The sequence below is a fragment of the Exiguobacterium profundum genome (genome assembly GCF_042652865.1).
GTDB lineage: Bacteria > Bacillota > Bacilli > Exiguobacteriales > Exiguobacteriaceae > Exiguobacterium > Exiguobacterium profundum.
In genome coordinates this window covers 1,963,027-1,981,298 of the sequence record NZ_JBHSHG010000001.1, presented here as the reverse complement: position 1 = coordinate 1,981,298, position 18,272 = coordinate 1,963,027, and the positions used below count along the sequence as shown (strand labels likewise).

Sequence of the window (18,272 nt, the reverse complement as noted above, 5' to 3'; positions counted from 1 at the left end):
CCCTCATGTCGAACGATGTTTAGAAAGGGTATGATGAGAATAAAGAGTTCTTTTAAAAAAGGAGGAACGAATCATGAGAAAAGTCGAAGTAGTGAAATACAATCCAGAATGGAATCAAAAGTTTGAAGAAGAGGCTGGTAAATTGAGTCGGTTATTCGAAGAGGAGCTTGTCGCGATCCATCACATTGGAAGTACATCGGTCGAAGGATTGGCGGCAAAACCAATCATCGACATGATGCCGGTCGTACGGGACATCGAACGAGTCGATGACTACACGGAGCGGATGGAGGCACTCGGGTACCGTGGACTTGGTGAATATGGGATTCCGAAGCGTCGCTATTTCCGTAAAGGAGAAGAAGAACGGACGGTTCACGTGCATGTGTTTGAAGAAGGGAATCCGGATGTCATAAGACACCTTGCCTTCCGGGATTACTTGCGAGCTTATCCTGACGTTCGCGATGCGTATGGTGAGCTGAAGCTTCAACTTGCGGCACAGCATCCAGAAGATATGGAAGGATACATTCAAGGAAAGCATGACTGGATCATCGAGACGGAACGGTTGGCGACGAAGTGGTATAAAGAAAATCAAGACGCGTGAAACCTTTTTATGGAAATGGTCGTATAATACATCAAACCTTAAAGGGGGAGATGTCATATGAAAAGATTTCTCGGGAAATGTGTGGAATACGCTTTGGCCGCACTTGTCTTCGTCGGTCTGTTCTTTGTCCTTCGCGCGATTGCCGGTGACTCGGACAAAGGGTACATGTTGACATTGCTCGGTACATTTTTTCTCGTCTTACCTAGTTCGCTCTTGATTGGCCACTTTCTGGCTCGTCCACTTCAACGTCGCTTAGAGGGGAAAGGGACTTCGACTTCGAAAGAGCATCTGTTGCATGGGACTGAAAAACCACATGGGGTGATAGAAGATCGGAATCACACAGGATTTAACGGTTGATGGACAGTGTGTTCGTCTCAACAACAGATGCCCGACTCATCGCACGATTGAATCGTTCCATTCATGAACATCATGTTCGCATGAATTCAGATTACTTTGCGGAATATGAGGAAGAGAAGATATATGAATCCTTTCTGACGCTGGTGGGGAAACCGGGTCATCATTTCATGGTGATGGAAGTAGAGGCGACCCCTGTCGGCTACATATGGTTCGAGGAGAAAGTGGGTGAAGCAAACGCATTTCGCCAAGCTGTTCGCGTGGTGTATGTTCATCACATCAGTATCGACCCCATGTATCAACGGAACGGTTACGGTCGGCGTGTGATGGAATGGATGGAGCAATGGGCACTTGACCACCAATTCAGATCGATTGAACTAGATTACTGGATGAGCAATACGGATGCCGCCTCGTTTTATAGCGAAATCGGGTTCACCCCAAAACGTCAGATTGTCATGAAAAAATTGGAGGAATGAGATCATGGAGGAGTTACTTACAATTGGAATTGGTATTCTCGGAGTTCTGTCGTTAGGTTGGTTCTTTTATAGTTACTGGCTCGGATATAAAGGGGGCAATATCGTCATGACCCTCGATGAGCACTATACAAAACTAGAAGAGTACGTACCTGCTATCTTGTCAAAACTATACGAAGATGGAAAAAGCGCTCACTATCTTGGCGACCGCAAGTTTGAAGTGGAGGGCAAGCGTTACGTTCTCGTCGAACGGACCGTACCGATTGGTCATGTTCCGACACAACAGACGGTGTTACAACCGGATCGATCATAATCAGAAAAGGGAGCTCTCAAGTCGAGAGACTCCCTTTGTTTATTTGACGGCTGGGGGACCGAACCTGCCGCTATGATAATCGCGGAAAGCTTGGCGGATTTCTTCTTCCGTGTTCATCACGAATGGACCATGCGCAATATAGTCTTCGCGAATCGGTTTTCCGGAATAGATGAGCACCCGTGTACGCGTCGTGGCCTTCAGTTGAAGTGTGCTCATCGCTTCAGATGTTTCATCGAACGTCAGTGTCGCCACATCAGTTTTACTGAGCGGAATTTTGGAAGACCCAACTTCAATTGAACCAGCGAGTACGTACAAAAAGCTGTTATGATTCGCAGGCAAGATGTGTTCGTATTCGCCACCTTCTTTCAGCGTTATTTCTGTCATCGTGATGGGGACGAGACTTTCCATCGGCCCTTTTACACCCACAATTTCGCCGGAATAGACACGAAGCTGCCCGCCGTCGAAAGGAACGAGGGGTGCGTCCTCGACGTATACGTTCTGATAGGAAGTGGTTGTTGTTTTTAACGACTTCGGCAAATTCAACCAGAGCTGCAGCGTATGGATCAAATCATCGTCAACCGCTTCTTCGGCGTGTCTAGCGGCCCATCCGGCGTTCATATACTGAACATCACCGGCGTCCAAAATCGAATGTCCCCCATGATTATCAATATGTTCTAGACGACCATCGATGACATACGTGATTGTTTGAAACCCACGATGGGGATGGTCCGAAAACGTCCCACGCTTGAACCAGTCTTCTGCCATCAAAATAAATGGATCGAACTCCTCTTTTTGTTCTGGAGGTAACACCCAGCCCTGTTGCACATGGGGATACCCGTTTTGTCGATAGGAAACGCGCCAATGATGGTTCACGTCACGTATAAATGGATTTGTCACAAAAATTCACTCCTTTCCCTTCCTATCTTCCCAAAAAATGTGTCTCATCGTACTATATTTGCTTCATGAATATGCAAAAAGACAGACGCATTCGCATCTGTCAGATTAAGTGTTTTGTTCAAACAGGTTATACCACTTGATGGCATCCTCACGTAGTAGCTTAAAATGGGCGCCTGTCTCTGAATTGGTCACGTACACATCTGCACCATCATAGCTAACATCAAACGTTTGGGCGCATATCCCTTGAAATAGGGTCACATAAGGTGTGGAAGCGGTCTTGCCTGCATAGGCGGTCGCGTTAGCTCGTTTGATGGCGCCAAAAATAAATTCCATTTCATCTTGACCGACATGTTGTAGGAAGGAGGCATCTTTTGATTCCGTTCCAAGGAGTGCCAAGTCATGAAAAATGACATGACGTTGACTACTTAATTTGTCGTGAATTTGTTCACTCAATTCTTTTCCATACAACAACTTGGGTTCATGATACGTCAAGGAGACGTTCTGACGATGGGCCGTTCCGTTTTTCATGAACGTAAAACTGTAGAGTGGATACTCGTGACCCGGTACAAGAACCGAAGGGAGTTGCGGAGCTGTTTTGGCTCCGAACATTTGTGAAATATGCGCTTCTTTCGGTCGCAATACTTCTTGATAGTCATTTTGATCTCGGCTCGTATAAATCGCGTATTGTAACACCTCATCAGACTTTTCTGTCCCGAGCCCGAGTGACAAATAGGGATGCCTTATTGATTCGACAGGAATGACGAGGCGGTCTTTGGCTTCGGACGATGTAAAGGTCAGTTCAAATTCACCACTGAAAGGCATCGTGATATGGAAAAGTGTATGCTCGATCCCTTTTCTTTCTGGATAGGGCTCATTACCTATCGGCTTTTTCATCTCTTGTGCGAAATGCTCATATTCATGGGGCTCAGCAAATCGGAATTTCGGAACATCCGGATAAGGTTCGGCCGTATATTGAACATCGTTTAAACTTTCAGGAAGCGTGTTAATTTCGGTGGCATATGTGACGGAATCGAGTTGACATTGGACATATGATTTATTTTCGACAGTGAAAAAAGTTGCGGTTGGAAAAGAAGATTCGGTGGCGGCATCAGTCAACGGTTGGTTCAATGTGACCGTCCCGAGCCAATGTCTTTCACCACTTGGAATTCTTTGAATCGCGTTGTCAGGCTGACATAACTCGATAATCGCTGCACGATCCGATTCGGGCATTTCAATTTGTTGTCCGTTTGGTAACAGGGCACGTCCTTGATAATATTCAGGAGCGGGTTGGAGTCGGAGTGCGCGTTCTTCCTCGCATCCGAATAAGAAAAACAGGATGACGAGGGTACTGAAAATCAGGTACTTTTTCACATCGGTACTCTCCTTCGATGAATCACTTTCACCATTCTAGCACCAATTTTTTGTGACTTTAGTCTTAGGAAAATTAATTTGTTATTTCGAAAAAAAATCAAAAAAACCGTCCAACTTGAACTGGACGGGGGATAAAACCATTTATGACTTATTTTTACTTTTTAACTTTTTTGTATGTCGATTTTTGACGAAAAAACGTTGATATTACGAGACATTGAAAAAAGCCGATTATTCTTCTAAATTATCACTTTATAATTCAGTGGGATTTATTTGATGAAGTTTCCTTCAATCAACATCTCGAGCGCGTGCCGACTTCAAAATTTCGAACCATTCTTCACGAGTGAGGTCGATTTGAAGGGCGTCGACTCCTGTCTGAACGCGCTCAATTTTTCCGGATCCGATAATCGGCATAATGTTCGCAGGGTGTTTGACGAGCCATGCATACACAATCGAGTCAATTCCGCTTGCATTGTGACGTGCACGAATTTCCTCGAGTTTTTCACGAAGGGGTGCATACTGTTCATCTTCGAAGAGTTGACCACCGGCTAGTGGACTCCAAGCCATAAGTGGCATTCGTTTTTCGTGACACAAATCGACCGATCCATCCTCAAAATGTTTCAATTGCATCGGAGAGAGTTCGAGTTGATTCGTCACAAGTTGGAATGGAAGGCGAGATTGAAGCAAGTTCTGTGTAGCCGGAACATGGTTAGATACACCGAACTCACGTACTTTACCACTATCGCGCAAGATGATGAAGGCTTCGGCCACTTCATCCGGATTCATCAGCGGATCTGGACGGTGGATGAGTAATGTATCAATGTGGTCAATGGCCAACTCTTTTAACGAACGCTCTGCTTGCGCGATGATATGCTCTTTTGTCGTATCGTAATAATTGAGTGTTTGACCTGGGTTAAATGACCCCGTCAATTTAATTCCTGTCTTTGTGACGATCTCCATTTGGTCTCGGAGTTCAGGCTTTAACTTTAAGGCTTCTCCAAATAAACCTTCACATGTGTAACCGCCATAAATGTCTGCATGGTCGAATGTCGTGATGCCAAGCTCGAGACATTGTTCGATGAATGTGAGGCGTTCCTGTGGGGTCATGTCCCAATCAGCGAGCCGCCACATCCCATGGACGATGCGTGAGAATGATAATTCTTCTGTCAAAGCGATACGTTGCATTATAACTCCTCCTTGGTTGTCAGTCGCTCTTCATTATACGTCTTACGAGAATGGACGTCACTTGTCACCTACTCAAGCAGTTTTGGCGTCAAATGAGCTTGTATGCGCTATGATGAGAGGGAAGAGAAATAGGAAAGAGGCGTGACAGATGAGTGACTATGAACAATATGCGGACGTCACCTTCGAACAGGTGGGTGACTCGTTTCAGGTAGCCTCGATGCACCCAGATCTTCGTTTACATGGGATTGGACGAAGTGCGGCCGTGTTTCGTTTAAAGGAAAAGAATCGTGTCATTAAAGTGTTCTTTCCAGGTTATGAACAAATCGCAACCGAAGAGGCAGCAATCTATGAAAAACTTAAGGGACTCCCTTACTTTCCGAAGTGCTATGATTCTGGTCCGTCATATTTAGTGATGGATTACATCGAAGGAAAGACGCTGTTTGAGTGTCTGACGGAAGGCGTCTGGATTGACCCTTCTTACATCGAGGTAGTGGATGAAGCGCTTCGACAGGCACGTTTACTAGGACTGACACCATCGGATGTCCACTTGCGTAATATCATTTTGACGCCAAACGGACAGATATTCTTGATTGATTTGGCACGCTTCAGACAAGGGCAACAAATCGATCATCAGTGGGAAGACTTGAAACGAATGTATCGATTATATCGCTATCGTTTCATGCCGAAACAATATGACGAGACATTACTGAATCGAATCGCTTACTTGTATCGCAGGTTCGTGAACGATCCGGATTCTTGAGCCGGGTCGTTTTTCTTTTATCGATTAGGGAACAGGAGTAACGTGTCCGAAATTGCAGAAGAAACGAAAGGGGAATGATGTATGGCTCATCGTATCTATGCGAACGAACTCGAAATGCTCCACGAATGTGTGGAAACGTGCAACTATTGTCTGGAATCTTGTTTAGAAGAAAAAGATGTACAGATGATGGTTGATTGTATCCGACTGGATCGGGAATGTGCCGCTGCCTGTGCGTTTCTTGCGGAAGCGATGACGCGTGATTCGGCATTCGTTCCTGAACTCGCGCGAGCGTGTGCAGTCATCTGTAAAGCATGCGCACAGGAGTGCGGGAAACATAAGCACGCACATTGCCAGGAATGCGCAAGAGTTTGTACAGAATGCGCCTCAATGTGTGACCGCTTGGCCGCATGATTTGAGTGACCGGTTGATGGGACCGGTCACTTTTTTCGTGTCTTTTGAAGAGGGGATTCGTATAATGAAAAAAACGAAAAGGTGGTATGGGGATGATTCGCAATTGTCGACGAGATGATCTTCAAATGATTTTACATATTTACAATGATGCGATTGTAAACAGTACGGCCGTCTATCACTATCAACCGGTGACACTCGAGAATCGAGTGGCATGGTATGAGGAGAAGAAAGAGCAAGATTGTCCAATCATCGTATGGGTAGAGGATGACGTCGTCATGGGGTTTGCGACGTTCGGTCCGTTCCGTCCGTGGCCAGCGTACCATTATACGGTTGAACATTCTGTATACGTGCATCCCGGTTACCGCGGGAAAGGCATTGGCAACAAACTGTTAAAAGAAATCATCCGTATCGCCGAAGTGAGAGGAATGAAAACGGTGATTGGTGGAATTGACGCATCGAACGTGACGAGTATCCGTGCGCATGAAAAAGTTGGATTCGTTCATTCCGGTACGATTCGAAATGCCGGATATAAATTCGGCAAATGGCTCGATTTATCGTTTTATCAACTTGATTTAGAAGGTCCTGCATCGCCTACCGAAGAGTGAACGGTCTAGAAAGATGGAGCCACCATACGATATACTGGAACGAGTGAATCGAATGGAGGAAATAGAATGACTGAGTACCCGAATTGCCCAAAATGCCAATCATCTTATGTGTACGAGGATGGCCCGTTGCTTGTATGCCCAGAATGTGCCTATGAATGGTCACCGAGTGAGGCGGCAGAAGCAGAAGCAGCGTCACAAATCAAAGATGCGAACGGAAACCCGCTTCAAGACGGAGACACTGTCACCGTGATCAAGGATTTGAAAGTGAAAGGAACCTCGCTTGTCGTCAAACAAGGAACGAAAGTGAAGGGGATTCGACTCGTGGAAGGTGACCATGATATCGACTGTAAAATCGAGGGACTTGGTGCGATGAAACTGAAGTCGGAGTTCGTGAAGAAAATCTAAAAAAGTGTTTCGGCGAGTTGCCGAAACACTTTTTGTATTACGAGAAGAACGGTTTGTACTCGCGACGTTCATGCATGATGGACACCCATTGAAGCGTCGTGAACTCTTCGAGTACCCATTCACCGTTGAAGCGTCCGAGACCAGAGTTTTTCTCGCCTCCGAACGGCATGTGCGGTTCATCGTTGACCGACTGATCGTTGACGTGAATCATGCCAGTTTCGACTTTTCGTGCAAAATTGGTTGCACGGTAAACCGAGCCATGAACGGCACCGCTCAATCCGTACGGTAATTCGTTCGAAAGACGAACAGCCTCTTCGTCATCTTTAAACGAAAGGATGACCGCGACCGGACCGAATATTTCGTTTTTCGCGAGCGGCATGTCATTCGTGACGCCACTGAGGACGGTCGGTTCGAGGACGTTGCCGTCCGCTGTCCCGCCAGTATGAACGGTCGCGCCGGCATCAACCGTTTTCTCGATTTGGTCTAAGATGCGATTGACTTGATCGTGGTCGATGAGCGGGCCGACTTGTGTATCTTTTTCATTCGGGTCACCCGCTTTCAACTGTTTAACGCGCTCGACATAGCGCTCCACGAATTCGTCATGAATCGACTCGGCGACGAGGATTCGGTTCGTCGACATACAGATTTGTCCTTGGTGGAAGAACTTGCTATAGACGGCTGATTCGACGGCACGGTCGAGGTCGGCATCATCGAGAACGACAAACACGTTATTCCCACCGAGTTCAAGTGCTGTTTTCTTCAACAAACGACCTGCCTTTTCCGCAATCCCTTGACCGACCTCGGTCGAACCTGTGAACGAGATGAGGCGCGGGATTGGGTGTTCGACGATGGCGTCCCCGATTTCAGACCCTCGTCCGACGACAACGTTGAGCACACCTTTTGGAAGTCCTGCTTCTTCGAAGAGGGATGCGAATAGGAGACCACCCGTGACTGGTGTCGCCGTAGCCGGTTTGACGACGGCCGTATTCCCCGTCGCGAGAGCTGTCACGATTGAACGGACAGCCAAGTGGAACGGGAAGTTCCATGGGCTGATGATGCCGATGACCCCAAGTGGTTTGCGATATACCCGGTTCTCTTTATTCGGAACGATCGAAGGTTTGATGAGCCCGTCCATACGGAAAGGGAACGTCGCGGCTTCTTTGATGATTGCCATTGATGCAGCGAACTCACTCTCTGCTTTGATACGTGTACTACCGGACTCTTTCACGAGCCAGTCGACGATAAAGTCTTTGTTGTCCATCGTCAGCTGGGCAAACTTCTCAATCAACTCACGTCGTGCTTGTGGAAGCATGTCGGCCCAGTCCGTCTGAGACGCTTTCGCTGCTTCATAAGCACGATTCAAGTCCTCTTCATCCGCTGATTGAATCGAGAAGAGAGTCTCGTTCGAGAATGGATTGACGTTGTCGATCGACTTTTCACTTGATCCATTTACCCACTCACCATTGATGTACATGTTCGTAAAATCTGTATGCATATTTGAACACTCCTTTGTTTTTTCTTCACCATAAGAAGTATTCACTTGTTTTAGAAAAATAAACATATCAATGTATTGGATTTGGTAAACTTGAATCAAGTAAATTCAACAAGTTTAGGAGCAGACGATGAAAACTTGCTGTGTGAGTTTATTCCTCTTCGTGCCTTGGGCATTTTTTGTGGCGGCAATGGATTATGTATGGGGTTTTCCATTTGGATATTTGATTGTACCGGTGATCATTTGGTGGGTAACAAAACAATCTTTGAGGCATTTGCAAATACGCTTTGTATTAGCTTTCTTGCTTGGATCGTATGGTGTGTCGGTTTATTTGGCCTACTTGTTTGAGAACGATTGGGGATACTTCTTCAAGCCGTTAACGCTCAGTGGGGTTGTTCACGCATGGTCGGTCGCGATATTGATTGGGGTACTCGTGATATTGATTAATTATGGAGCTCAAAAATAAAACCAGTCATCTAATAGACATTGAGAGGGGGATACGGCATATCTCCCTTTTTTGATGTTCGTTTCTACTTCCTGTACAGTTAAGACGAAGAGAGGGGGTAGAAAGAAATATGAAACGTTATGAAGCGATTTTATTTGATATTGATGACACACTACTAGATTTTAAACAAAGTGAACATGTCGCCTTGGAACAGTTACTTGCATCCTACAACGTCCGGATGACGGATGAAGTGAAGTCGCGCTATGTCGACATCAACACGGACCTGTGGCGTGCGTTTGAGCGCGGCGAAGTGGACCGGGAAGAAGTGCTCATCGGTCGTCACACGAAACTGTTCGATTCGCTCGGTCTCACGGTCGATGGACCATATGTCGAACAGCAATATCGAGACTATTTACATGCAGGCGTGCACATGGTTGATGGTGCTTTGGAGGTCGTGCGAAAGCTGAGCAACGATTATCCGCTCTATATCGTCACAAACGGTGTGACGGAGACGCAATTCAAACGGTTAGAGTCATCTGGACTATTGCCGTACTTCCAAGATGTCTTCGTATCGGATGCGACCGGCTCGCAAAAACCGATGAAACCGTTTTTCGACTACGTCTTCGACCGAATCCCGAATGTAGCGCCAGAGAAAGGTTTGATTATCGGTGACTCGGTCACGGCAGACATCGCCGGTGGGCGGATGTATGGTTTGGATACGTGCTGGTTCAATCCGAACGAAGTGGCTGCGACGATTGAGTCAACGTATGAGATTCGACATTTAAACGAGTTGAAATCGCTACTCTAAGTTCAAGCTGGATTGAGTGAATGAGTTGGCAAACGGTTCGGGAGTTGAGCGAGTATTTCCGGATAAAGCGTGACGTCTTGTAGACGGTCAAGCTTTATCCAACGATAAATCAGGTGATCTCCTTCAGGTCCATAAAAGTCTCCGTCTTGGAGCGGGAGGTCACCGTCTACATAAAAGTACAGTCCAATCTCATGAAACGGCTGATTGTTGTACGTAAATAAGTTCTCGTGCACGAAAGCGAACGTGGTATCAGTCACGTGCATGTTCAACTCTTCATGTAGCTCGCGTGCGAGGGCGGTTGCGGCTTCTTCACCGAGCGTGACGCGCCCCCCGGGTAATGCCCAAAAGTCATCTCGGATGTTTCGGTGAATCAATAAGTGACCGTCTTTCACAAAAATACCAGCAACGCGGTAATTGAAAACGCCGTGTTCAGTAGGAAATACGAGATCCATCTATATCACTTCCAATCATTGTAATCTGTTCTAGTATACCTGAAGGAGGGATCATATGTTTCAACCACATACGCAATATCGAGATGAAAATTTTCGTGACGTGACACTCCGTGACGAAGTGTTGTCACACGTCACGTTCGAGAACTGTCGCTTCACATACGTCGATGCGACGGAACTACAGACGGAACGCTGTCAGTTCATCAACTGCGACTTCACGGATTCAAAATGGAATGCGTCCCGTCATGTCGGGAGTTCATTTTTAAACTGTCAATTCCATGGTGCCAATTTGTTCATGAGTGAGTTTGAGCAATGTAAAATGACGGGATCTTCCTTTGAGGAGAGTCAGTTTGAAGGCGTCCGGGTAACGGAAGGGGATTGGTCATTCGTCAACCTTCGTCACGTGTCGCTCAAGAAGATGGATTGGTCCCACGTTCGTTTGGTCGAGGCGGACCTGTATGGAACGGACTTGACCGAAACGGTTTGGCATCAGGCGGACTTGTCACGGGCGACACTTCAACATGCGGTGTGCCGTGGCGCCGACTTCAGAGAAGCACTTGTCGATGGGGTTGATTTTTCGAACGTGACGTTACAACAAACAAAACTAGACGCGATGCAGGCGATTCAAGTCGCGCGCTCATTGGGGGCGATTGTAGAATGAAACCAGAACAAATCATTGAGCAGTTGACTGCGTTCGCAAAAGAACGTGAACAGATTCGAACGGTCGTCTTGAACGGCTCACTCGTCAATCCGAACATCCGACCAGACCCGTATCAGGATGTCGACCTTGCCTTTTATGTGGAAGACGTCCGAGCGGTTGCGGTCGATCGCTCATGGATTGACACGTTTGGAGAGGTCTTGATCATGCAGACACCTGAAACGACTGATTCCGAACGACATATAACGTTTTTAGTGCAATATGTGGACGGACATCGGATTGATTTGACGATTCGAAGTGTGGATCAACTTGAAACCATGCTTGAAGCCGACTCGCTCAGTCAAATAATCTTTGACCGAGATCATCATCCGGTCGTCACGCCTTCTGACCTGTCGTATCGCGTGAAACGTCCGTCTGCTGACGAGTATGCGGCATGTTGGAATGAGTTTTGGTGGGTGTCACTTTATGTTGTCAAAGGAATCAAGCGACACCAGGTGTTATACGCGCTCGACCACCTCGATATCATGCGGAATATGCTCCGTCAGATGATGGAGTGGAACATTGGCTATGCGACGGAATTCTCCGTGAATCTAGGGAAGTCCGGTGACGGGATCCGCGACCATTTGCCAGAAGAGTTATGGGAGATGCTCACGGCAACATACGCTTCAGCTGAGTTGAGTGCCATTGAAGATACACATGATCGGTTGCAGTCGCTCTTCTTCTTTTGTGCACAACGTGTCGCCGAACAAGGGGATTTCGTGTTTCGAGAAGAGGAAGCCAGACGCGTTCGTGCCGCATGTGCAACACTTCGACATTCAAACGATTAATGACGGCGAGAGCCGGGAAACGCTCCTTATAGAGAAAGGAGCGTTTTTTCATGAATCCATACACGACATTTATTGCCCTACTTGTTGGGAGTCTGGTCCTCTTTGTCGGCATTCGTCTAAAGAAATGGCCGATCATTCTGGTTGCGATGCTTCCCCTTGGTCTTGTTGCATTTAATATGTTTTTACTCATCACGGGACGATAGGAAGATTTTCACTTGTCTTTTTGATAAATCGATTTGATGAAGAAGGCACTCGGTAACAAAATACCGATGGCTCCTTCGATGATAGCGAATAATCGGGTTAAACCGACCGGTAACAAATCACCAAAGCCAATCGAAAGTAAAGTGACACCGCTAAAATACAATAAATTTTCCCAAGTCGGTTCGACGGCATTCATGGATTCGAGTGAAGTCACGAGAATGACTGAATCACGAGACAGTGCATAATAAATCAATGTGAATCCTAACATGACACCGAATAGGCTGACGAACAACTGAGTGAACAATCTTCCATCAAATCCTGTTTGCTTGTACGTTCGACGTTTGAAAAACCAAAATACGTTCAAACTGATGAACAGTAAGGCAATCGTCAATAAAATGGTATTCAATCTCTACACATCCTTTTCAGTATGAACAGAGTCACTTACCCATTCCCGTAACGAAGAATAGGAAACGGAATCAGAAAAGGTTTGCAATTGATGAAAAGATTGATAGAATGTGGTCGAAGACGACTGAATTTCATAATGTTTGCCACTAGGGGAGTCGCGTCACGCGGCTGAGATGGACATGGTCCAGACCCTTCGAACCTGATCTAGTTCACGCTAGCGTAGGGAAGTGGGCGAGACGACTCATATGGCTTCACCTAGATATGATTGTTCGAGACGCCGCTTCCGTTATGGGAGGCGGCGTCTTTTTTATCAGTTTATAAGGGGGAGTTATTATGAAATTTACAGATCACTTACGTCAAGAGGCGGATGGATTGTTTGAGGCAAGCTTTCATCACCCATTTGTTCGTTCACTCGGAGAAGGGACGCTCGATGAGAAGAAATTCAGACATTACGTCATGCAAGACTCATACTATTTGAATCAGTTTTCAAAAGTGCAGGCCAAAGGGGCAACCCTCGCTCCGACGATGGAACTATCGAGCCGCTTTTTGACGCATGCGCTACACACGATTGAGGCGGAACTCTCCCTTCATCGAGAGTTCTTTACGATGCTCAACGTGACGGATGTCGAATTGGCGACATTTGAGCCAGCACCGACCGCTTATGCATATGCCCTTCATATGCAACAGGCAGGACCGACTCTCGGGGACGTATTGGCGTCAATCCTTCCGTGTTATTGGGTGTATTACGAGATTGGAGAACGTCTTAAAGACAAGCGTCCTGATCATCCGATTTATTCGGCTTGGATTGCGACGTATGGTTCGGAGTGGTTCCGTGAGCTGGTGGAAGAGCAAATTGATCGTTTGGATGAACTGGCTGGTCAAGCGACAGAAGAAGAGCGCGTGCGCTATACGAAACTATTCTTGAAGAGTTGCTATTACGAAGTCGCTTTTTGGGAAATGGCGTGGACGCTTGAGTCGTGGACATTGTCGCAGGAGGTCAACCAATGAGACATGAGATTTGGAACGAGATTCGACAGCAGGCGCCATTGATTCACAATATCACGAACACGGTCGTGGCGAACTTTTCGGCGAATGGATTGCTCGCCATCGGCGCCTCTCCTGTCATGGCGGATGCAATCGAAGAAGTAGCGGAGATGACATTCGTGAGCGATGCGCTCGTACTTAACATCGGTACACTTGGAACGATGACGGAAGCGACGATGATTCGCGCAGGTCAGGCTGCGAACGAAGCGGGATGCCCGATTATACTCGACCCGGTCGGTGTCGGAGCGACGTCATTTCGACGAGATGTGGTCGAACGCATTTTGCGTCATGTTCGTGTATCGGTCATTCGAGGGAATGCAGGAGAGATTGCGACATTGATTGGCGTCGATTGGGCGGCTCGTGGTGTCGATGCTGGTGACGGTGCATGCGAGCCTCGACAATTGGCGCTTGAAGCAGCGAGACGATACGGATGTGTCGTGGCCGTGACTGGAAAAGAAGATATGGTAAGCGACGGGAACGTCGTTATGGAAATACATGGCGGGACGAAACGCATGACCGAGACGACCGGTACAGGATGTTTACTCAGTGCAGTGGTAGGGGCTTGCTTAGCAGTCGAAAAGAACACCCTTAAAGCGACGGTGACCGCCATGTCAGGCTACGCCTATTGCGGTGAGTTGGCGAGTGAACGGGCGGAAGGACCGGGAGACTTCCCGATTCACTTTTTAAATGCGCTCCATCAATTGGCACAGCATACCATTCCGACGAATCGAATTGAGGTGTCGACATCATGAGACCGCAAGTATTGACGATTGCAGGATCTGACTCAGGAGGAGGGGCCGGTATTCAAGCCGATCTTAAAACGTTTCAAGAGCTCGGTGTGTTCGGGACGAGTGTGTTGACTGCGATTACCGCTCAAAACACACTTGGGGTCCATGGAATCGAGGCGATTTCCACGGAAATGATTATCCGACAAATTGATGCGGTAGCGGATGATTTTAACATCACCGCCTGTAAAACCGGGATGTTGGTGGACGCTGAACGAATTGAAGCGGTAGCGAAGGGGCTCGAACGATATCGTTTCGAACATGTAGTAGTCGATCCGGTCATGGTGGCGAAAGGTGGCGCTTCCTTGTTGCAAGTTAGTGCAGTCGAAGCACTGCGCACGAAGCTGCTACCACAGGCGACCATCGTGACCCCAAATATTCCTGAAGCAGAAGTGCTGGCAGGAATGGAAATTCGAACCGAGGCAGACCGTATGAAAGCCGCACAGGCGATTCGAGCACTTGGTGTCGATACCGTCATTATCAAAGGTGGGCATACGGATGATGTGGAAGCCGTTGATTTGATTATGAGCGAGACTGAAACGTTCTGTGTAAAAGCACCTCGAATCCAAACGAAAGATACGCACGGGACGGGATGTACGTTCTCTGCCGCATTGACGGCCGAACTAGCGTATGGGAAGACACTACGCCAAGCCGTCGTAGATGCGAAGCAGTTTATTCATCAGGCGATTGCACATGGACTATCGCTTGGACAGGGGCATGGACCGACGAATCATTGGGGACATCGTTTAGCGAAAGAAGAGGTGATTACCGTTGACGTCATGTACGAAACAAGCGCTCGCTAAGCAGCTTCGCCTTTACTTTGTGTGTGGAACGACGGACACATCTGATTTGGTAGCGACCGTCAAAACGGCTCTTCGATGTGGTGTGACATGTTTTCAATTTCGCGAAAAAGGTAAAGATTCATTGTATGGAGATGAAAAAGAAGCAATGGCAAGGACGCTCCACCGTCTGTGTCGAGAAATGGGTGTTCCGTTCATCATCAATGACGACGTCGACTTGGCGCTCGCGATTGACGCGGATGGCATTCACGTCGGACAAGACGACTTACCTGCCAAACAGGTTCGAGAACGGCTAGGACCAGATAAATGGTTGGGGGTGTCTGTCCATACGATGGAGGAAGTCAGAACGGCTCTTCCATTTGCAGATTATGTCGGCATTGGTCCGATTCATGAGACGCAAAGTAAACTGGATGCAGGACATGTGCGTGGCACGGAACTGATTCAACAAGTTCGCCATCACTATCCACTGCTTCCGATTGTGGGGATCGGAGGTATTCGTCCAGAGCATGTGCCTTCAATCATTCGTGACGGGGCAGACGGCGTTGCCGTCATTTCTGCCATTGCTTCTGCACCGGATGTAGCAACGGCTACCCGGCGTTTCGCTTGTCTCTGAATTCATTTTTGAGGAGGAAGACAGATGAACGTATTTGTAATCGGTGCAAACGGTCAAATTGGCCATCAATTGGTGGAGAAGTTACACAAGGAAGGAAAGCATCACGTCACGGCGATGGTGCGTAAAGAAGAACAACTCGAGGATTTTAAGTCAAAAGGGTACAATGCGGTACTCGGTGACCTCGAAGGTTCAGTAGATGATTTGCAAAAAGCGATTGATGGAATGGATGTTATCGTATTCGCGGCAGGTTCTGGTGGAAGTACTGGAGCAGACAAGACACTCTTGATCGACCTAGACGGTGCAGCGAAGAGTATCGAAGCAGCACAAGCGAACGGGAACATCAAACACTTCGTCATGGTCAGTGCCTTGAAAGCGGAGGATCGCTCAGCTTGGCCAGATTCGATGAAGCCGTACTACGTAGCGAAGCATCATGCAGATCGTTTACTCGAACAGAGTGGACTCACGTACACGATTGTTCGTCCGGGTGCATTGACAGATGATGCGGGAACGGGCAAAGTGAACACGAAATTCGAGGGAAGTGGAGAGATTCCACGCGAAGACGTCGCATCATTCTTGGTGCATGTCCTTCATAACCATTCAAACGTGCAGAACAAAGCAATTGATTTGATCAAAGGGGATACCCCAATCGAAGAAACGCTATAAGTGTGTGACATCAAAAACGGGATGAGAAAACCATCCCGTTTTTTGTCGCGTTAAAGAGGGAAAAGAACGCAGGATAACGAAATAGAAGAATACGAACAGGTGAGGAGGTTCCGCATGACCGAGATGTTCATTTATCTGGCGGTCTATTTGTTGCCGTCATTTTTACTCGGCTTTTTAGCACTCAATGTCTTTCAACGAAATCCGAATAAAGTCGAGCATCGTTTGCTGAGCCTGTTTGTGTTCGGTTATTCGATGCTCTTCTTGGCTGAATTTGTCCGCCATCTATCGCCGATTGAATACAGTCCGGCACTCATTGCCTATTGGTTTGGGAACGCTGGGATTTTCATTTTTATCTTCTCTGTTCATTTCATATTAAGTATCACAGGCGTCGGCGCAAAGGCACCGAAGTGGTTGTATCCATGGGTCGTCTATTTACCATTGATTCCTGTTGTGTTGACGTATGTCCGTCAGGAGAATATCATCAACAGTCAACAGTTTGAACAAGTAGGCATTTGGATTTATCCTGAGTTCAACTCATCGTATTTGATTACGTTGACCGTCGGAAACATTTTTCATCTATTGATTATTGGTCTCATTTTTTATGCATTGAAGCGTGCGGAACGAAGAGAACACCAACGCGTGTTGCGCATGCTCTTTTGGACGGCGAATGTCGTATTGTTGTGGGATGTTGTCTTCGGTTATTTTCAATTCCGCGGGTTCATTCCGCCGTACTCTTATATGTATGGAGGACTCGTTTGGGCAGTCGCGTTGGTCATCGCGATGAATCGTTTAGACTTCTTAACCTCTTACGTGAAACGATTTGGGACACTGTATAACTTGAATCCATCTGCCATCTTATTGATTGATCCCGATGGAAAAGTGGAAAGTGCGAATCCTGCTGCGCGAACATTGTTTCATACGGTCCGTGTCGTGAATGAACGGTTTATCGATTTGTTGCCAGAAAAGAAAAAAGCAGAGTGGATGGAACACTACAGCCAACATTTTCGGACACGTAAAAAGTTTATAGAGTTTGAAACGAAGATTATGACAAAGTCTGGGCAAGAGCTTTACGTCGTCATCGATGGTGATTTTGTCGATATCGACCGCACGATTCACGGGATGATTATCATTCGGGATGTCCACTCGTTTAAAGAGGCCGAGCAAACAATCCGATTCTTTGCCTATCATGACCCACTGACGAAGCTGGCGAACCGACGTGCATTTTATGAACGCGCAGACCAGGCGTTGCTTAGTTCCTCGATGCTGTCTTTATTGATTATTGATTTGGACGGTTTTAAAGCAGTCAATGATACGTACGGTCACCAGATTGGAGATTATTTCTTAACTCATTTGGGTGGATTGCTGGAAGCGTCGACACGAGACGTTGGCTTGGCCTCTCGTGTTGGCGGGGATGAGTTTTATATTTATTTAGTGGATTTAACAGAATCGGAAGTGCTTGCATTTATTCACGAACTTCAGATGACGTTAAATCAAAACCCTTACCACACGTCCGATGTGACGATTCCAATCCGTGCGAGTATTGGGGTCAGTCATGCTCCCGACCAAGGAACAAATTTAGACACGTTGATCCATAAAGCGGATCAGGCGATGTATCAGATCAAGCAAGATGGAAAAAATGATTACGCCATCTATGACGAGGCGTTACATGGTCCGAAATAAAGGGAAAATAGTAGTGTTTGATTATGGAGAGGA

25 protein-coding genes and 1 riboswitch are annotated in these 18,272 nt (G+C 47.0%); of the genes, 19 read left to right on the top strand and 6 right to left on the bottom strand.

Features of this window, described 5'->3' with window-relative positions; translation table 11 throughout:
• Window positions 1-73: 73 nt before the first annotated feature.
• The 4 genes from ACFO4U_RS10150 to ACFO4U_RS10135 are packed head-to-tail and all read left to right on the top strand — an operon-like array spanning window position 74 to window position 1,738.
• Window positions 74-598 carry a GrpB family protein gene (locus ACFO4U_RS10150; RefSeq protein WP_214690360.1) on the top strand — a complete coding sequence of 175 codons (525 nt, stop codon included), beginning with the start codon at window positions 74-76 and terminating at the stop codon, window positions 596-598.
• A gap of 57 nt (window positions 599-655) precedes the next feature.
• Window positions 656-955, top strand: a complete 300-nt coding sequence (locus ACFO4U_RS10145; RefSeq protein WP_215243568.1) for a hypothetical protein — start codon at window positions 656-658, stop codon at window positions 953-955.
• The gene (locus ACFO4U_RS10140) at window positions 955-1,428 is read left to right on the top strand and encodes a GNAT family N-acetyltransferase (protein ID WP_214690362.1); all 474 of its coding nucleotides are present in this window, start codon (window positions 955-957) and stop codon (window positions 1,426-1,428) included. The genes ACFO4U_RS10145 and ACFO4U_RS10140 overlap by 1 nt, the downstream gene beginning before the upstream one ends.
• 4 nt (window positions 1,429-1,432) lie before the next feature.
• On the top strand, window positions 1,433-1,738 hold the full coding sequence (locus tag ACFO4U_RS10135; RefSeq protein WP_047794750.1) for a hypothetical protein: 306 nt from the start codon (window positions 1,433-1,435) through the stop codon (window positions 1,736-1,738).
• A 39-nt stretch (window positions 1,739-1,777) separates the two neighbouring features.
• Here the strand turns inward: ACFO4U_RS10135 and ACFO4U_RS10130 are convergent, their stop codons facing one another.
• The 3 genes from ACFO4U_RS10130 to ACFO4U_RS10120 form a co-directional block, all read right to left on the bottom strand.
• A complete protein-coding gene (locus ACFO4U_RS10130) occupies window positions 1,778-2,635 on the bottom strand; it encodes a pirin family protein (protein ID WP_215243569.1) in 858 nt (285 codons plus the stop codon).
• 105 nt (window positions 2,636-2,740) lie between these two features.
• Complete coding sequence (locus ACFO4U_RS10125) at window positions 2,741-4,006, bottom strand: hypothetical protein (protein ID WP_215243570.1); 1,266 nt, start codon at window positions 4,004-4,006, stop codon at window positions 2,741-2,743.
• A gap of 285 nt (window positions 4,007-4,291) precedes the next feature.
• On the bottom strand, window positions 4,292-5,188 hold the full coding sequence (locus ACFO4U_RS10120; RefSeq protein WP_215243571.1) for an aldo/keto reductase: 897 nt from the start codon (window positions 5,186-5,188) through the stop codon (window positions 4,292-4,294).
• 148 nt (window positions 5,189-5,336) lie between these two features.
• Between ACFO4U_RS10120 and ACFO4U_RS10115 the strand changes: the two genes are divergently transcribed.
• From ACFO4U_RS10115 to ACFO4U_RS10100, 4 genes are all read left to right on the top strand, one after another.
• Window positions 5,337-5,948, top strand: coding sequence for a protein kinase family protein (locus ACFO4U_RS10115; protein ID WP_215243572.1), 612 nt, complete (start codon window positions 5,337-5,339; stop codon window positions 5,946-5,948).
• 81 nt (window positions 5,949-6,029) lie between these two features.
• On the top strand, window positions 6,030-6,359 hold the full coding sequence (locus tag ACFO4U_RS10110) for a four-helix bundle copper-binding protein (protein ID WP_012727586.1): 330 nt from the start codon (window positions 6,030-6,032) through the stop codon (window positions 6,357-6,359).
• A 92-nt stretch (window positions 6,360-6,451) separates the two neighbouring features.
• On the top strand, window positions 6,452-6,964 hold the full coding sequence (locus ACFO4U_RS10105) for a GNAT family N-acetyltransferase (protein WP_031421949.1): 513 nt from the start codon (window positions 6,452-6,454) through the stop codon (window positions 6,962-6,964).
• A 66-nt stretch (window positions 6,965-7,030) separates the two neighbouring features.
• The gene (locus ACFO4U_RS10100; RefSeq protein WP_031421951.1) at window positions 7,031-7,369 is read left to right on the top strand and encodes a zinc ribbon domain-containing protein YjdM; all 339 of its coding nucleotides are present in this window, start codon (window positions 7,031-7,033) and stop codon (window positions 7,367-7,369) included.
• A 37-nt stretch (window positions 7,370-7,406) separates the two neighbouring features.
• On the opposite strand, the gene ACFO4U_RS10095 is transcribed toward ACFO4U_RS10100, so the two are convergent.
• Entirely contained in the window at window positions 7,407-8,864 is a 1,458-nt protein-coding gene (locus ACFO4U_RS10095) for an aldehyde dehydrogenase family protein (RefSeq protein WP_215243573.1), read from the bottom strand.
• Between the two features lie 127 nt (window positions 8,865-8,991).
• Between ACFO4U_RS10095 and ACFO4U_RS10090 the strand changes: the two genes are divergently transcribed.
• Together ACFO4U_RS10090 and ACFO4U_RS10085 are read left to right on the top strand one after the other, a co-directional pair.
• On the top strand, window positions 8,992-9,327 hold the full coding sequence (locus ACFO4U_RS10090; protein ID WP_074035440.1) for a hypothetical protein: 336 nt from the start codon (window positions 8,992-8,994) through the stop codon (window positions 9,325-9,327).
• A 109-nt stretch (window positions 9,328-9,436) separates the two neighbouring features.
• Window positions 9,437-10,114 (top strand): YjjG family noncanonical pyrimidine nucleotidase, encoded by a 678-nt coding sequence (locus tag ACFO4U_RS10085; RefSeq protein WP_214690367.1) that lies wholly within the window; start codon window positions 9,437-9,439, stop codon window positions 10,112-10,114.
• Window positions 10,115-10,116: 2 nt separating this feature from the next.
• On the opposite strand, the gene ACFO4U_RS10080 is transcribed toward ACFO4U_RS10085, so the two are convergent.
• On the bottom strand, window positions 10,117-10,566 hold the full coding sequence (locus ACFO4U_RS10080; RefSeq protein WP_074035444.1) for an NUDIX hydrolase: 450 nt from the start codon (window positions 10,564-10,566) through the stop codon (window positions 10,117-10,119).
• 55 nt (window positions 10,567-10,621) lie between these two features.
• Between ACFO4U_RS10080 and ACFO4U_RS10075 the strand changes: the two genes are divergently transcribed.
• From ACFO4U_RS10075 to ACFO4U_RS10065, 3 genes are read left to right on the top strand one after another with little or no spacing between them, the layout of a single operon-like run.
• Window positions 10,622-11,224 carry a pentapeptide repeat-containing protein gene (locus tag ACFO4U_RS10075; RefSeq protein WP_215243574.1) on the top strand — a complete coding sequence of 201 codons (603 nt, stop codon included), beginning with the start codon at window positions 10,622-10,624 and terminating at the stop codon, window positions 11,222-11,224.
• Window positions 11,221-12,048: an aminoglycoside 6-adenylyltransferase gene (locus ACFO4U_RS10070; protein ID WP_215243575.1), complete on the top strand. Its 828-nt coding sequence runs from the start codon at window positions 11,221-11,223 to the stop codon at window positions 12,046-12,048. Before ACFO4U_RS10075 ends, ACFO4U_RS10070 begins: the two co-directional genes overlap by 4 nt.
• 50 nt (window positions 12,049-12,098) lie before the next feature.
• Window positions 12,099-12,251, top strand: a complete 153-nt coding sequence (locus tag ACFO4U_RS10065; RefSeq protein ID WP_012727577.1) for a hypothetical protein — start codon at window positions 12,099-12,101, stop codon at window positions 12,249-12,251.
• An 8-nt stretch (window positions 12,252-12,259) separates the two neighbouring features.
• On the opposite strand, the gene ACFO4U_RS10060 is transcribed toward ACFO4U_RS10065, so the two are convergent.
• Window positions 12,260-12,655 carry an ion channel gene (locus tag ACFO4U_RS10060; protein WP_159563097.1) on the bottom strand — a complete coding sequence of 132 codons (396 nt, stop codon included), beginning with the start codon at window positions 12,653-12,655 and terminating at the stop codon, window positions 12,260-12,262.
• Between the two features lie 137 nt (window positions 12,656-12,792).
• A riboswitch (TPP riboswitch) is annotated at window positions 12,793-12,897 on the top strand.
• A gap of 90 nt (window positions 12,898-12,987) precedes the next feature.
• Here ACFO4U_RS10060 and tenA point away from each other — a divergent pair.
• From tenA to ACFO4U_RS10030, 6 genes are all read left to right on the top strand, one after another.
• Entirely contained in the window at window positions 12,988-13,662 is a 675-nt protein-coding gene (tenA, locus tag ACFO4U_RS10055; RefSeq protein ID WP_031421962.1) for a thiaminase II, read from the top strand.
• Window positions 13,659-14,450 (top strand): hydroxyethylthiazole kinase, encoded by a 792-nt coding sequence (gene thiM, locus ACFO4U_RS10050; protein ID WP_078147811.1) that lies wholly within the window; start codon window positions 13,659-13,661, stop codon window positions 14,448-14,450. Before tenA ends, thiM begins: the two co-directional genes overlap by 4 nt.
• Window positions 14,447-15,286 carry a bifunctional hydroxymethylpyrimidine kinase/phosphomethylpyrimidine kinase gene (thiD, locus tag ACFO4U_RS10045; protein ID WP_214687667.1) on the top strand — a complete coding sequence of 280 codons (840 nt, stop codon included), beginning with the start codon at window positions 14,447-14,449 and terminating at the stop codon, window positions 15,284-15,286. The genes thiM and thiD overlap by 4 nt, the downstream gene beginning before the upstream one ends.
• Complete coding sequence (gene thiE, locus ACFO4U_RS10040) at window positions 15,255-15,896, top strand: thiamine phosphate synthase (protein WP_214758038.1); 642 nt, start codon at window positions 15,255-15,257, stop codon at window positions 15,894-15,896. The genes thiD and thiE overlap by 32 nt, the downstream gene beginning before the upstream one ends.
• A gap of 24 nt (window positions 15,897-15,920) precedes the next feature.
• Window positions 15,921-16,559, top strand: a complete 639-nt coding sequence (locus tag ACFO4U_RS10035) for an SDR family oxidoreductase (protein ID WP_078147808.1) — start codon at window positions 15,921-15,923, stop codon at window positions 16,557-16,559.
• Between the two features lie 114 nt (window positions 16,560-16,673).
• The gene (locus tag ACFO4U_RS10030; protein ID WP_215243576.1) at window positions 16,674-18,239 is read left to right on the top strand and encodes a GGDEF domain-containing protein; all 1,566 of its coding nucleotides are present in this window, start codon (window positions 16,674-16,676) and stop codon (window positions 18,237-18,239) included.
• The last annotated feature ends 33 nt before the right edge of the window (window positions 18,240-18,272 follow it).

Bases quoted from the DNA above. Each gene is read 5' to 3' on its own strand.
- ACFO4U_RS10075 (WP_215243574.1), top strand. From the start codon at position 10,622: ATGTTTCAACCACATACGCAATATCGAGATGAAAATTTTCGTGACGTG.
- ACFO4U_RS10120 (WP_215243571.1), bottom strand. From the start codon at position 5,188: ATGCAACGTATCGCTTTGACAGAAGAATTATCATTCTCACGCATCGTC.
- ACFO4U_RS10095 (WP_215243573.1), bottom strand. From the start codon at position 8,864: ATGCATACAGATTTTACGAACATGTACATCAATGGTGAGTGGGTAAAT.
- ACFO4U_RS10115 (WP_215243572.1), top strand. From the start codon at position 5,337: ATGAGTGACTATGAACAATATGCGGACGTCACCTTCGAACAGGTGGGT.
- ACFO4U_RS10145 (WP_215243568.1), top strand. From the start codon at position 656: ATGAAAAGATTTCTCGGGAAATGTGTGGAATACGCTTTGGCCGCACTT.
- ACFO4U_RS10090 (WP_074035440.1), top strand. From the start codon at position 8,992: ATGAAAACTTGCTGTGTGAGTTTATTCCTCTTCGTGCCTTGGGCATTT.
- ACFO4U_RS10100 (WP_031421951.1), top strand. From the start codon at position 7,031: ATGACTGAGTACCCGAATTGCCCAAAATGCCAATCATCTTATGTGTAC.
- tenA (WP_031421962.1), top strand. From the start codon at position 12,988: ATGAAATTTACAGATCACTTACGTCAAGAGGCGGATGGATTGTTTGAG.
- ACFO4U_RS10150 (WP_214690360.1), top strand. From the start codon at position 74: ATGAGAAAAGTCGAAGTAGTGAAATACAATCCAGAATGGAATCAAAAG.
- ACFO4U_RS10135 (WP_047794750.1), top strand. From the start codon at position 1,433: ATGGAGGAGTTACTTACAATTGGAATTGGTATTCTCGGAGTTCTGTCG.
- thiM (WP_078147811.1), top strand. From the start codon at position 13,659: ATGAGACATGAGATTTGGAACGAGATTCGACAGCAGGCGCCATTGATT.
- ACFO4U_RS10070 (WP_215243575.1), top strand. From the start codon at position 11,221: ATGAAACCAGAACAAATCATTGAGCAGTTGACTGCGTTCGCAAAAGAA.
- ACFO4U_RS10105 (WP_031421949.1), top strand. From the start codon at position 6,452: ATGATTCGCAATTGTCGACGAGATGATCTTCAAATGATTTTACATATT.
- ACFO4U_RS10030 (WP_215243576.1), top strand. From the start codon at position 16,674: ATGACCGAGATGTTCATTTATCTGGCGGTCTATTTGTTGCCGTCATTT.
- ACFO4U_RS10140 (WP_214690362.1), top strand. From the start codon at position 955: ATGGACAGTGTGTTCGTCTCAACAACAGATGCCCGACTCATCGCACGA.
- ACFO4U_RS10085 (WP_214690367.1), top strand. From the start codon at position 9,437: ATGAAACGTTATGAAGCGATTTTATTTGATATTGATGACACACTACTA.
- ACFO4U_RS10065 (WP_012727577.1), top strand. From the start codon at position 12,099: ATGAATCCATACACGACATTTATTGCCCTACTTGTTGGGAGTCTGGTC.
- ACFO4U_RS10080 (WP_074035444.1), bottom strand. From the start codon at position 10,566: ATGGATCTCGTATTTCCTACTGAACACGGCGTTTTCAATTACCGCGTT.
- ACFO4U_RS10110 (WP_012727586.1), top strand. From the start codon at position 6,030: ATGGCTCATCGTATCTATGCGAACGAACTCGAAATGCTCCACGAATGT.
- ACFO4U_RS10035 (WP_078147808.1), top strand. From the start codon at position 15,921: ATGAACGTATTTGTAATCGGTGCAAACGGTCAAATTGGCCATCAATTG.
- thiD (WP_214687667.1), top strand. From the start codon at position 14,447: ATGAGACCGCAAGTATTGACGATTGCAGGATCTGACTCAGGAGGAGGG.